Origin of the sequence: Cryobacterium zongtaii, assembly GCF_002909375.1 — a bacterium.
GTDB classification, from domain to species: Bacteria; Actinomycetota; Actinomycetes; order Actinomycetales; family Microbacteriaceae; genus Cryobacterium; species Cryobacterium zongtaii.
The window spans coordinates 426,914-440,327 of sequence record NZ_PPXD01000007.1; the positions used below are offsets into that span (position 1 = coordinate 426,914).

The 13,414-nt window shown below is 69.8% G+C and carries 10 protein-coding genes; 2 read left to right on the forward strand and 8 right to left on the reverse strand.

What is annotated here, in order from left to right; translation table 11 throughout:
• Position 1 precedes the first annotated feature (1 nt).
• The 7 genes from gatC to C3B61_RS06815 all read right to left on the reverse strand — a co-directional run bounded on the left by gatC (position 2) and on the right by C3B61_RS06815 (position 8,156).
• The gene (gene gatC / locus C3B61_RS06785) at positions 2-298 is read right to left on the reverse strand and encodes an Asp-tRNA(Asn)/Glu-tRNA(Gln) amidotransferase subunit GatC (RefSeq protein WP_088456438.1); all 297 of its coding nucleotides are present in this window, start codon (positions 296-298) and stop codon (positions 2-4) included.
• A gap of 36 nt (positions 299-334) precedes the next feature.
• Positions 335-1,783, reverse strand: coding sequence for an alpha/beta hydrolase (locus C3B61_RS06790; protein ID WP_103459949.1), 1,449 nt, complete (start codon positions 1,781-1,783; stop codon positions 335-337).
• A 245-nt stretch (positions 1,784-2,028) separates the two neighbouring features.
• Positions 2,029-2,259 (reverse strand): hypothetical protein, encoded by a 231-nt coding sequence (locus C3B61_RS19410; RefSeq protein ID WP_133160242.1) that lies wholly within the window; start codon positions 2,257-2,259, stop codon positions 2,029-2,031.
• A gap of 67 nt (positions 2,260-2,326) precedes the next feature.
• Entirely contained in the window at positions 2,327-3,331 is a 1,005-nt protein-coding gene (locus tag C3B61_RS06800) for an NAD-dependent epimerase/dehydratase family protein (RefSeq protein ID WP_103459951.1), read from the reverse strand.
• An 87-nt stretch (positions 3,332-3,418) separates the two neighbouring features.
• Positions 3,419-5,740 (reverse strand): NAD-dependent DNA ligase LigA, encoded by a 2,322-nt coding sequence (ligA, locus tag C3B61_RS06805; protein WP_103459952.1) that lies wholly within the window; start codon positions 5,738-5,740, stop codon positions 3,419-3,421.
• The gene (gene mnmA, locus C3B61_RS06810; protein WP_198416822.1) at positions 5,733-6,929 is read right to left on the reverse strand and encodes a tRNA 2-thiouridine(34) synthase MnmA; all 1,197 of its coding nucleotides are present in this window, start codon (positions 6,927-6,929) and stop codon (positions 5,733-5,735) included. The genes ligA and mnmA overlap by 8 nt, the downstream gene beginning before the upstream one ends.
• Positions 6,930-6,932: 3 nt before the next feature.
• Positions 6,933-8,156 carry a cysteine desulfurase family protein gene (locus C3B61_RS06815; RefSeq protein ID WP_103459954.1) on the reverse strand — a complete coding sequence of 408 codons (1,224 nt, stop codon included), beginning with the start codon at positions 8,154-8,156 and terminating at the stop codon, positions 6,933-6,935.
• 89 nt (positions 8,157-8,245) lie between these two features.
• Here C3B61_RS06815 and glgX point away from each other — a divergent pair, with 89 nt between their 5' ends.
• Both glgX and ybaK read left to right on the forward strand, forming a co-directional pair.
• Positions 8,246-10,303 carry a glycogen debranching protein GlgX gene (glgX, locus tag C3B61_RS06820; protein WP_103459955.1) on the forward strand — a complete coding sequence of 686 codons (2,058 nt, stop codon included), beginning with the start codon at positions 8,246-8,248 and terminating at the stop codon, positions 10,301-10,303.
• Positions 10,300-10,791 carry a Cys-tRNA(Pro) deacylase gene (gene ybaK / locus C3B61_RS06825; RefSeq protein ID WP_103459956.1) on the forward strand — a complete coding sequence of 164 codons (492 nt, stop codon included), beginning with the start codon at positions 10,300-10,302 and terminating at the stop codon, positions 10,789-10,791. Before glgX ends, ybaK begins: the two co-directional genes overlap by 4 nt.
• Before the next feature lie 22 nt (positions 10,792-10,813).
• Here the strand turns inward: ybaK and glgP are convergent, their stop codons facing one another.
• On the reverse strand, positions 10,814-13,402 hold the full coding sequence (gene glgP, locus C3B61_RS06830) for an alpha-glucan family phosphorylase (protein ID WP_103459957.1): 2,589 nt from the start codon (positions 13,400-13,402) through the stop codon (positions 10,814-10,816).
• Positions 13,403-13,414 lie beyond the last annotated feature (12 nt).

Genomic DNA, 13,414 nt, shown 5'->3' on the forward strand with positions numbered 1-13,414 from the left:
GTTACTCCTCGTCCAGGATGGCGGGCACGCGGAATTTGTCGCCGGCACGGTCGGGGGCGCCGGACAGGGCCTGGTCGACGGTGAGCGACGGCACGACGACGTCGTCACGGAACACATTCGTCAGCGGCATCGGGTGGCTGGTCGCCGGGACGTCGGGCGTCGCGACCTCGGCGACCCTGGCGACAGAGTCGACGATCTGGCCGAGTTCGACCGTGAGGCGATCGATTTCTGCCGAGCTGAGGTCGATCCGGGCGAGGTTGGCCAGATGCGCAACCTGCTCGGCCGTGATTTCAGACATGAAACTCCCAAGAAAATCGAAGCGGAAGCTCCAATTCTATTCGTCGTCGTCGGTTGCCAGGTCCGCGTTGTCGGTGCCGATCAGCGCCATGTTGTGCAGGGACTCGCTTCCGGGCCTGAAATAGTCGTTGTGGCCGAGCGATCCGCCGAGCCAGGCGCCGGTGACGGTGTCGGTCGCCCCGTCCACGCCGAGTGCCCTGGCACCGTACGAGGAGGCGCCGGGATCGCTGCCGAAGAACGCCGAGCTGACCGCCGGGTCCCAGTCCGCCTTGCCGACGAAGACGTTCCCGTTGGCGACCTCGAGCTTGTCGGCGGACTGGATTTCGCTACCCGGTGAACCGACCACGACGAGGGCGTCCACCTGCACGGAGCCGTTGGCCAGCGCCATGAGCGAGACGGTCGAACCATAGGAATGCGCGAACACCGAGATGAAGGGCTGGTCCGCTCCCCTGCTGGCGCGCACGCCGGCCCACGAGGTCTCGAGGAAGGCGGCGCCGGCCACCGCACGGTCACGCCAGCCGACGGAGAACACGTCGGGCGCCTCGTAGCCGATCCAGGCGATCGTGGCCACGGTCTTCGCTGTGGTCGCCGCGGCATCCGGGTACCCCGAGACAAGCCGGCTGCCGGTGGCGGATGCCGCGGTGACGGACGCTGTGCCGGGTGCGGTTGTGGTGGCGGCCGGCGCCTTCTTGCGTGCGGCCAGGACCGCACGCTGCTCGCGGTAAACGTCGTCGGCCACGGTGGTCCAGTTGACCATCGCGGGCTCGACCCGGTAGTTCATTCCCGGTACCAGGTAGCCGATGTAGTCGGCAGTGTCCGGGTTGCCCAGGGCGATCGCCGCCCGCCCCGACCCGTTGGGGTCGAGCAGGATCAGGCTGCGTTTGGGCCCGCCGTCGCTGGGTTTCAGGGCCAGTTGGACCTGGCTGAGCACGGCCACCCGGCCGCTGGCCAGGGAGCGTTCGGCATCTGACGAGTGGCCGGCGAGGACCCGCTTGGCCTCGGCGAGGGATTCACTGAGGTATCGCTCGTTCGCGCGACTGCGCTGCGCCAGCGGCACGCCGTCGAGGTTGCCGACCAGCCGCGGGGTCGCCGTGGTGAGGGTGGCCCGCTGGGTGGAGTCGAGCAGCGTCCACCAGGCCGACACCACCGTGGCTTCGGGCGGGGTCGCCAGCACCGAGTCGACGCGGGTGGGATATTCGGCCACGAAGCTCCTCAACTCCGCGACGGCGAGCTGGGACATACCGACGAGCAGATTCGACCCCGTCATGGTGCGGAGGGAGGCCACGTCGATGTCGATGGCAGCGGCCGACTGCACCTCGAGCTCAGCCGAGGCCTGCGAGGCGCCCGCATCGCTCTGACGGTCCGCGACCCGGGCCGAAACGGTCTCGTAGACGCTGACCTGCGAGGATTCGGGCATCAGGACGGGCCCGCCCACCCCGACGAGGGCGAGCGAGGCAGTCAGCAGTGCAGCGGCCTCGAATAGCACGACGCGTCCCGTCCCCTCCCGAACGAATGAGCAGCAAACAGACTCGACGCCCCTGGCAAGTCATGCGCTCTCAGCTTATCGAGCCGCGGGCGCTGCCACTGCCCCTCGTTCAGGGCGATCGGACACTTTTCGGCGCAATTCGGCGACTGCGTTTCGGGCGGGTTTCCGGCGGGGGAACATCCGGTCACGGTGAGGTGAATTTTCGGGGCTCAGAGCGCCTCGGCGGCGCAGCAGACTGGAGGGGCTCAGAGGATGACGCTGCCCACCACCAACGTCCCGATGACCACGATCACACCGATCAGCAGCCCCGTCGCGCGGCCGATCCGTCGGCGGCTGACGGTTCCCTTGCGCCAGGAGGATCGGGACACCCGGTCCAGATTCGGGAACAGCGCTTGGAACGGTGGCTCGCCGGGCTGGAGGAGCTCAGGCACCGTGCGTTCCTCGGTCGGACGGTCATCATCCTTGATAGGGGTCATGGCCGCAGCTTAGTCCCGGCGCCGGCTCCGGCCGCCTGGTGCGGGCGGCCGGGCGGGCGCGGGGGCATCAGCCGGCGGCGCGGGCGGCGAGCAGGGCCACCTCGTCGGCGTCGGACAGTCCCGCCCGGCGCGGGCCCTGCGGCACCCTGAGGCGCTCCCAGCGCAGCGTGTCAGCGAGGGTCTCGGCGAGCGGGCGGGTGACCAGTCCGGCGGCGCGGGCGGCACCGCTGTCTCGGGCATTGAACCCGGCGTAGTCCGGCAGGGGCAACCACAGCGGCAGGGACCGTGGCCCCGACCACGGCCCGACGTCGTGATCCACTAGCCATCGGGCATCCGCGCCCACGACCGGGCCGGTGTGTCCGGCCACGCTCCTCGCCACGGCCAGGTGTTCGGCCAGCGACACGGTCTCCCCCGTCGCGTTGAACACCCCGGCTGCGCGGTCCTCGGCGGCGTCGACGATCCACTCCGCCAGGTCGCGCACGTCGATCACCTGAACCAGCAGCCCCGGAACGTCGGGCACGAGCACACTCCCGTCGGCACCGGCGGGCTCCCTGAACCGCAGTGGCCAGTACCCGCTGCGGTCGGAGACGTCGCCGGGTCCGCCGATCAGACCCGACCGCACGATGAGGGACCTGTCGGCGCCGAACCCCGCAAGGAGCCGGTCCTCGCAGGCGACCTTCGCCTCGCCGTAGGTCTCCATCGACTCCATCACGTCACCGCTCTGCGCACCGACACGCTCAGCGCTCTCGTCCTGGCCCGGCACGGCGGTGTCGGCGTAGACGTTTCCCGACGATACGAAGGTGTACGCGGCGGCCCGGTCGCCCAGCGCCGCCACGGCCGAGGCGACCTGCCCGGGCTGCCGCGACACATCCACGACCACATCCCAGTCTTCGGCCGCCACCTCCGCGTACGCCCCGGCATGGTCGCGGTCGCCCCGCACGAAGCGGATGCCGGCCGGGGCGTTCCCGGATTCGCCCCTGGCCAGGCAGGTGACCTTGTGACCGTGGTGCATCGCGGCCGTCGCGATGGTGCTGCCGAGCCAGGCCGTTCCGCCGAGAATGAGGAATCGCATGCGGCCAGCTAACCCAACCAGCGCTCCCCCCGGCAAGAGAGTTTCGCTCTGGGCACAGCGGAACGACGAGCGACCGCCGGCGGGAGCCTAGTCGGTGTCGCGGCCGGGCTCGGCCGCGGCGACCGACTCCGGTTCGGCACCGCTGTCGGCCGGGGCATCCGCCGGGGCGGCGTCTGGCAGGCCGGCCGGGCCGTGTTCGAGCAGCAGCCGGAACTGGTCGGCGTCGATGATGCGCACGCCCAGGGCTTCGGCCTTGGCCAGTTTGGAGCCGGCGCCGGGGCCGGCGGCCACGTAGTCGGTCTTCTTCGACACGCTGGAGGCGTTCTTGCCGCCGGCGGCGATGATCGCCTCCGACGCACCCTCGCGGGTGAAGCCCTCCAGCGAGCCCGTCGCCACGACGGTCAGCCCGGTGAGCACTCCACCGGCCGCCGCAGCGGCACCGGGGCCCGGGTGCCCCGGCGTGGCGAACTGCACCCCGGCCGCTGCCCATCGCTCCACGATGTCGCGGTGCCAGTCCACCTCGAACCAGTCGATCACGGCGTCGGCGATGATGCCGCCCACTCCGTCGACCTCGGCCAGCTCGTCGCGCGACGCCGAACGGATGGCGTCGAGAGAGCCGAAGTGGTTCGCCAGGGCCCGTGCGGCCACCGGCCCGACGTGACGGATGTTGAGTGAGACCAGGATGCGCCAGAGCGGCTTGGTCTTGGCCAGTTCGATCTCGGCGATGAGCTTCACGGCGTTGGACGACGGTTGCGGGCCGTCCAGACCCGCCTTCTTCTCGGCTGCGGAGGGGTTCCGCCGGAACGGGGTGCGCTGACGCACGGTACCGTCCTCGTCCTCGCGGGGCAGGCCGGTCTCGGGGTCCCGCACGACCACGCTGATCGGCAACAGATCCTCGATGGTGAGATCAAAAAGCCCGGCCTCGGTGTCCAACGGCGGCGTTTCGGGAACCGTGGGCTGGGTCAGCGCCGCCGCGGTCACCTCGCCGAGCACCTCGATGTCGAGGGCACCCCGCGAGCCGATGTGCTCGACCCGGCCGCAGACCTGGGCCGGGCAGCTCCGCGCGTTCGGGCAGCGCAGGTCGATATCGCCGTCCTTGGCGGCCTTCAGCCCAGTGCCGCAGACCGGGCAGTCTGCTGGCATCACGAATTCGCGTTCGGTGCCGTCGCGCAGCTCCACGACCGGCCCGAGGACCTCGGGGATCACGTCGCCGGCCTTCCGCAGCACGACGGTGTCGCCGATCAGCACGCCCTTGGCCCTCACGACATCCTGGTTGTGCAGGGTGGCCTGGCGCACGACGGAACCGGCGACCCTGACGGGTTCCATCACGGCGAACGGGGTGGCCCGGCCGGTGCGGCCCACGCTCACGACGATGTCGAGCAGCTTCGTGTTCACCTGCTCCGGCGGGTACTTGTAGGCGATCGCCCAGCGCGGTGCGCGGTTGGTAGCGCCGAGTTCGTCGTGCAGGGCGAGCTCGTCCACCTTGATGACGATGCCGTCGATCTCGTGTTCCACGCTGCCGCGGTGCTCGCCGAAGTACTCGATGAACGCGGATGCCTCTGCCGGCGTCTCGACGACCCTGAAGTGGGTGCTGGTGGGCAGACCCCAGCCGGCGAGCAGGTCATACACGGCGGACTGCGACTCGGCGCCGGGCTGGGCCCACGCGCCGATGCCGTGCACGAGCATCCGCAGCCGGCCGAGCCTGGCCTTCATCAGGGCGAGCTGGTCGGCGTTCTTGCTCTCGGCCTTCTGCCGGAGCGACCCGCTGGCCGCGTTGCGGGGATTGGCGAACACCCGCTCGCCCGCGGCGCTCTGCGCGGCATTGAGATCCCGGAACGCTTCGACGGGGAAGAAGACCTCTCCGCGTACCTCCATCAGCGGCGGATGCCCGGTGCCGCCGAGGCGGGCGGGAATTCCGGGCACCAAGGCGATATTCTCGGTGACGTCTTCGCCGACCACGCCGTCACCGCGGGTGGCGGCGCTGACGAGCACCCCCCTCTCGTAGCGGAGGTTGATGGCCAGGCCGTCGATCTTGAGTTCGCAGAGGTAGTGCACGGCCCGGTTGGCGCTCACCTGCACCTTCGCCGCCCACGCCTCGAATTCCTCGATGGAGAACACGTTGTCGAGGCTGAGCATCCGCTCGGCGTGCTGCACCGGGTCGAACAGGGTGGTCTCGGCGCGGCCGCCGACGGTCTGGGTGGGGCTGTCCTGGCTGGCGAGTTCGGGGAAGAGCCGTTCGAGTTCTTCGAGGCGATGGATCAGGCCGTCGTAGTCGGCGTCGGAGACGATGACCTGGTTGCGCTCGTAGTAGGCGTCGCGGGCCTCGAGGATGCGCGTGGTCAGGCTGGCGGCCTCCTCGCCGGCGGCGGCCAGCGCGGCCGCCGGTGACGCTCCCGTCACGTCAGGCATTGATCGTCGCGGAGTCGGCAGGAACCGGGCCTGCAACGTTGTCGCTTTTGACCGGAACGGCACTGACCGTGCGGTCGATCGTGCACTGCCCGAGCACCCGGGTACCCACATAGACCACGGCGGTCTGGCCCGGCGCCACGCCGGTCAACGGCTCGGTCGGCAGGATGCGCAGCTCGGTGTGCGCCTCGACCGGCGGCGTCGCGGAGGGGTCGGCGGGCACGCTGATGACCTGGGCCACGGCGGGCTCCGGGTCGGCGTGCGCACGGATCTGCACGTCACAGGCGAATTCGATCTCGGGGTGCTCCGGGGGCAGTCCGGCCCAGGTGTACTTGGTGCCGGCGATCTCCTTGATCGCCAGGGCCTCCTTGGGGCCCACGACCACGGTGTTGGACACCGGGCGTACCTCGAGCACGAAGCGGGGCTTGCCGTCGGCGGCGGGGGTGCCGATCGAGAGGCCCTTACGCTGTCCCACGGTGAACGCCACGGCGCCCTCGTGCTGCCCGAGCTTGTTGCCCTCGCGGTCCAGGATATCGCCGGTTTCCGGGGCGACCCGCTCGCCGAGCCAACCGCGGGTGTCACCGTCGGGGATGAAGCAGATGTCGTAGGAGTCGGGCTTGTTCGCCACCGAGAATCCGCGTTCGGCGGCCTCTGCGCGCACCTCGGCCTTGGACGGCGTGTCGCCCAGAGGGAACATCGAGTGCGCGAGCTGCTCCTTGGTGAGCACGCCCAGCACGTAGGACTGGTCCTTGGCCCAGGCGCTGGCCCGGTGCAGTTCCCGGTTGCCGTCGGCATCCGTCACGATCGAGGCGTAGTGGCCGGTGCAGACGGCGTCGAACCCGAGTGCCAGGGCCTTCTCGAGGAGGGCGGCGAACTTGATCTTCTCGTTGCAGCGCATGCACGGGTTGGGGGTGCGTCCGGCGGCGTACTCGGCGATGAAGTCGTCGACGACGTCGAGCTTGAACCGCTCGGAGAAGTCCCACACGTAATACGGGATGCCGATGATGTTCGCGGCCCGTTGGGCGTCCATCGAGTCCTCGACGGTGCAGCAGCCGCGGCTGCCGGTGCGGAGCGTGCCGGGCATGCGCGACAGGGCCAGGTGCACCCCGACCACCTCGTGCCCTGCCTCGACCGCGCGGGCTGCGGCCACGGCGGAATCCACCCCACCGCTCATTGCTGCCAGAATCTTCACTGGTTAAGTGTACGCACGCGGCGCCGAGTCGGCCATTCCCGCGCCGATCGCCTGCGCCCAGGCCACCGGCAGCGCCGCCAGCAAGGCGTCGACGTCGGCCTGGGTCGAGGTGCGGCCCAGCGTGATCCGCAGGGCGCTGCGGGCCTCGGCCTCGCTACGGCCCATGGCACGCAGCACGTGCGATGGCTCCGGGATGCCGGCCTGGCAGGCGGATCCCGTGGAGACCGACACCCCGGCGACGTCGAGCAGGAACAGGAGCGAGTCGCCTTCGCAGCCGGGGAAGGTGAAGTGGGCGTTGCCGGGCAGACGCCCGGCTGTGCCCGAATCTGCGGAGTCGGGGTCGCCGTTGTAGACGGCGGAGGGCACCGCGGCGCGGACGCCGGCGATCACACTGTCGCGCAGCACTCGCAGGCGCCGGTTCTCGGCGTCGAGGTCGGCGGTCATGGCTGTCGCCGCGACCGCGAACGACACCGCCGCCGCCACGTCCTGGGTGCCGCTGCGTACCTGGCGCTGTTGGCCGCCGCCGTGGATCAGCGGCACCACGGTGATCGTGCGGGACAGCACCAGGGCGCCGATGCCGACGGGGCCGCCGATCTTGTGCGCCGAGACGCTCAGCGCCGACACTCCGGTGGCGTGCAGGGCGGCGAAGTCGATGGGCACGTGACCGTAGGCGGAGATGGCGTCCACGTGCACCGGGATGCCGTGTGCCGCGGCGAGCGCCGCGACGTCTTCGACGGGCTGCAGGGTGCCCACCTCGTTGTTGGCGGCCAGCAGGGTCACCAGGGCCACATCCTCGGGGTCCTCAGCGATGGCCGCGGCGAGGGCGGCGAGGTCGATGCGGCCCAGCGTGTCCAGCGGGATCCACTGGACCGTCGCACCCTCCTGCTGGGCGAGCCATTCCACGGTGTCGACGGTGGCGTGGTGCTCTCCGCCGGGCACGAGGATCCGGGTGCGGGGCGCACGGGCCCAGTACAGGCCCTTGATGGCCAGGTTCACCGATTCGGTGCCGCTGCCGGTGAAGACGATCTCGATGGGGTCGGAGTGCACGCTCGCGGCGACCCGTTCGCGGGCCTCCTCGAGCATCCGTTTGGCGTTCTGGCCCTGGCTGTGGATGGACGCCGGATTGCCGACGACAGCCATCGCCTCCGCGTACGCGGTGATGGCGGCCGGCAGCATCGGTGCCGTCGCGGCGTGGTCGAGATACGCGTGGTCAAAATGCACCGACATGTGCTCGCCTCCTGGCTGGTTCGGGTCCCGTGGATGGGCCGGTGCGGGCTGGTCTTTATACACCGTCCGCACTGATTACTCTAGATCTCATGACTTCAGCTGACACCCTCCGCAATCTGGGCGTCCGCGCTACGAGCAATGGCGGGGAACTCCGCGTCTGGTCCGAACACGCCGAGGCCATCGAACTGTGCATCTTCGACCACACCGACCCCAACTGGATCGTGCGCACCGTACCCATGGTGCGCGACGCCCACAACGTCTGGGTCGGCCGTAGCCGCACCCTCACCGCGGGCCGCCGCTACGGCATCCGGGTCTCCGGTCCGGCCGGTCCCACGCACTCGTTCCACCCCGAGAAGACCCTGATCGACCCGTACGCCCGGGGTCTGGCCCGGGTGGGACCCGACCAATGGCAGTCCACCATGGTCGACGACGCCTTCGACTGGGCCGGAGCCGTCAAGCCCAACACGCCGATGGATCACACCGTGGTCTACGAGGCGCACGTCCGGGGCCTGAGCAAGCTCAGCCCGGCCATGCCCGTTGAACTCCGCGGCACCTACGCCGGACTGGCACACGAGAGCACCATCGCGTACCTCAAGAACCTCGGGGTGACCGCCGTTGAACTGCTGCCGGTGCAGTCGTTCGTCTCCGAACAGCGCCTGATCAAGCAGGGCCTGTCGAACTACTGGGGCTACAACACCCTCAACTTCTTCACCCCGCACGCCGACTACGCCACGCAGGCCTCCCAGTCCGAGGGGCCGGAGGCGGTGCTGCGCGAGTTCAAGGGCATGGTCAAACTGCTGCACGAGGCCGGCCTCGAGGTCATCCTCGACGTCGTGTACAACCACACCGCCGAGGAGGGCCCGGCCGGACCGGTCACGAGCCTGCGGGGCATCGACAACGCCACCTACTACCGGCAGAACGCCAAGGGTCATTACATCGACGTCACCGGCTGCGGCAACACGGTCAACTTCGGCCACGACGTGCCGATGCGACTGGTGCTGGACTCTCTGCGGTACTGGGCCAACGAGGTGCAGATCGACGGGTTCAGGTTCGACCTGGCCGCGACCCTCGGACGCGACGAGAACGTGCACTACACGCCGGACCACCCTCTGCTCACCGCCATCCGCGACGACCCGGACCTGGCCGGGGTGAAGCTCATCGCGGAACCGTGGGACGTGGGCATGGGCGGCTGGCAGACCGGCAACTTCCCGACCGGCTGGTCGGAGTGGAACGACCGGTACCGCGACCGGATGCGGTCCTTCTGGCTCACCGACGTCGCCGCCGTGCGCAACCACTCGACCTCAGACAGCGGCATCGGCCGGTTCGCCTCCCGTCTGGCCGGGTCGGCCAACACCTTCTCGCTGGAGCGCGGCCCGGTCGCCTCGCTGAACTTCATCACCGCCCACGACGGTTTCACCATGGCGGACCTCACCGCGTACAACGTGAAGCACAACGTCGGCAACGGTGAGGCGAACCGGGACGGCACCGACGGGAACAACTCGTTCAACCACGGTGTCGAGGGGCCCACTCGCGATGTCACGGTGTTGCGTACCCGTCGGCGGGCGATGCGCAACCTGCTCGGCACCCTGTTGCTCTCCGCGGGTGTGCCGATGCTCACCGCCGGGGACGAGTTCGGTCGCAGCCAACGCGGAAACAACAACGCCTACTGCCACGACAGCGAGCTCACCTGGCTGGACTGGAACTTCGACGACTGGCAGCAGGACCTGCACCGGATCACCCGGCAGTTGCTTGCCCTGCGCCGGGAGAACCCGGCCCTGCGCCCCGTGAGGTTCGGCCGGCCGGGCCAGACCACCCCCAGCGCCAGCCAGATGGACTGGTACAACGCCGCCGGAGCCTCGATGTCGGAGGCCGATTGGAACTCCCCCCAGGAACGCACCCTGCAGTACCTCGCGGCCAGCACCCCCGAGCACGAGGCGTTCAACCGCATCCTCCTGATCGTTCACGGCCTAGAGTCGCCCACCGAGGTGACCCTGCCCATCCACTCCGGGGTCTCCAGCTACACGGTGCTCTGGGACTCCAGTCACGACGACATCCGCGAGGTGCAGAGTTCGCACATGCCGGGCGCCCGCCTCACCATGGGGGGTACCTCGATGCTGCTGTTGCGGGCCGAGGAAGCCCGGGCATGACCAAGCCGGATGCCGGCGGCACACCCGCCACTGTGGCGCTGCTGCACGCCGGCATCCGGTTCACCGCCCACCACTACCCGCATGATGCGGCGGTGGCCGGCTACGGCCACGAGGCGGCGGACAAGCTCGGGCTGGATCCCGACCAGGTGTTCAAGACCCTCTTGGCGGACGCCGACGGTGCCCTCGTGGTGGCGATCGTGCCCGTCTCCGGTCAGCTGGACCTCAAGGCCCTCGCCGCGGCGGTCGGCGCGAAGAAAGCCGTCATGGCCGACCCCAAGGTGGCCGAGCGCAAAACGGGCTACGTCGTGGGCGGCATCAGCCCGATCGGACAGAAGACCCGGCTGACGACGGTGCTCGACGAGACGGCCGAGCTCTTCGACTCGGTCTTCGTCTCCGGCGGCCGCCGCGGCTTCGACCTCGAGCTCTCCCCCGCCGACCTCGTCTCCGTCACCGCCGCCGTCGTGGCCGCGATCGGCCGGGACCGCTGACGACGCCGGCCCGCGGGCGAGGTCAGCCGGCGACGGCCACCAGCCCCATCTCGGCCGCGCTGATCAGCAGGTCGTTCCGTGGCACGACCCTGACGGTGTAGCCGAAGCCGCCGGACCTGTCGAGTTCGACGGTTCCGGTGAACAGGGTGGGCGCGCCGGGCGTCACGGTTTCGGTGGCATCCTGCCCCAGCACGTCGTTGATCGGCTCGAGGGCCTGGGTGCTGACGTCGGTGAGGTCGTCACCGCCGGTGCTCCTGCCGTAGACGACCTGCACCGTCACGTCCTCGGGTGCGAGGCCGTTCAACTGCACGTGAGCGCGCAGGCGCAGTTCATCGCCCACCTGCGGCACCGGGGCGACGCCGCCGGACTCCACGTGCTCGACGGCCACGCCGGGCCAGGCTCCCCCGATGCGGGCCTTCCATTCCGCGAGTTCGCGGGCCGCCCGGTAGTTGTTGGCCGAGAGCCGCGCCTCGGAGACACCGGCGGGGCGGTAGAGCTTCTCCACGTATTCGCGCACCATCCGGCCGGCGTTCAACTCGGGCGAGAGCCCGGCCAGGGTCTGGCGGATGTTAGCGACCCAGCGTTCGGGCACGTCATCGGCGTTGCGCTCGTAGAACGGCGGCGCCACCTGGTGTTCGATGAGCTCGTAAAGGGCGTCGGCCTCGAGGCGGTCGCGCTCGGCGGAGTTGGTGCTCGCGTCGGCAGAGGGAATGGCCCAGCCGTTCTGGCCGTCGAAGTACTCCGGCCACCAGCCGTCGAGGATGGACAGGTTGAGGGCGCCGTTCAGGGCCGCCTTCATGCCGGAGGTGCCGCAGGCCTCGAGCGGGCGCAGCGGATTGTTCAGCCACACGTCGGTGCCCGGGTACATCAGCTGAGCCATACCGATGTTGTAGTCGGGCAGGAACGCGATGCGGGTGCGCAGCTCAGGATCGGCGGCAAACTGCACGATCCGCTGGATCAGCCGCTTGCCCTCCTCGTCGGCGGGGTGCGATTTGCCGGCGATGACGATCTGCACGGGGTGCTCGGGGTGCAGCAGCAGGGCGCGCAGCCGCTCGGGATCGTGCAGCATCAGGGTGAGCCGCTTGTAGGTGGGCACCCGACGGGCGAAGCCGATGGTGAGCACGTTGGGGTCGAAGACCTGGTTGATCCACGCCGGCACCAGACCGCCGGGGTTCTGCACCAGCCATGCCGCGCCGATACGGCGACGGGCGTCCTCGACGAACTGGCGGCGCATATCGCCGCGCACCTCCCAGAGGTCCTGGTCGCTCACCGCGGGCGATGCCCAGTCGGCGGTGGAGGTGTCGGTGGTGCCGAGCCGGTTCGCGGCGAGGGCTTTCAGCGCCGGGTCCGTCCAAGTGGGGGCGTGCACCCCGTTGGTGATCGAGGTGATCGGCACCTCGCTGGCGTCGAAGCCCGGCCAGAGGCCGCTGAACATGCGCCGGCTCACCTCGCCGTGCAGCTTCGAGACACCGTTGGCGTGCTGTCCCAGCCGCAGGCCCATGATGGCCATGTTGAAGACATCCGGCGACCCGCCCGGGTAGCTCTCGGCGCCCAGACCCAGCAGGTCGTCCACGGCCACACCGGGCAGCAGGTCGGTCTCGAAGTAGCGGCGCACGAGGGAGGTTTCGAACCTGTCGATACCCGCAGCCACCGGAGTGTGCGTGGTGAACACGGTGCCGGCACGGGCTACCTGCAACGCCTCGGCGAAGCTCAGGCCCTCACCGATGAGGCTGGAAATGCGTTCCAGGCCGAGGAATCCGGCGTGTCCCTCGTTGGTGTGGAACACCTCGGGCTCGTCGCGGCCGTTGAGGTGGCTCCACAGGCGCACGGCACGGGCCCCGCCGATGCCGAGCAACAGTTCCTGCAGCAGCCGGTGTTCGCCGCCGCCGCCGTAAAGCCTGTCGGTCACCTGGCGCAGTTCGTCGGTGTTCTCCGGGATGTCGGTGTCCAGCATCAGCAGACGGATGCGGCCGACCCTGGCCTCCCACACGCGGGCGTGCAGGGTACGGTCGTCCGGCAGGGCGAGGGACACCTGCACCGGCGAACCGTCCGCCCGGCGCAGCACCGACAGGGGCAGACCGTCGGGGTCGAGCAGCGGGTAGCTCTCCAGCTGCCAACCATCGGTGGAGATCGCCTGGCTGAAGTAGCCGGCCTTGTAGAACAGGCCCACGCCGACGAGTGGAACACCGAGGTCCGAGGCACTCTTGAGGTGGTCCCCGGCCAGGATGCCCAGGCCGCCGGAGTACTGCGGCAGCGCCGCCGCGATGCCGAACTCGGGCGAGAAGTACGCGATCGACGCCGGCTTCGCCCCCTCGAGGCCCTGATACCAGCGCGGTTCGTTGAGGTAGGCGCGCAGGTCGTCGCGCACCAGGTTGACGCCGGCGACGTAGTCGTGGTCCAGGGCGAGTTCCGCCAGCCGGGCCGGGTCGACGGCGCCGAGCAGGGCGACGGGGTCGGTGCCGATGCTGCGCCACAGCTCCGGGGCGATGTGCTCGAAGAGCTGCCGGGTGGGCTCGTGCCAGGACCAGCGCAAGTTGCCGGCCAGCTCATCGAGCGCGGCAAGCGACTCTGGCAGGACTGCACGGACGGTAAATTTACGGATCGCCTTCACGAACCTTACTTT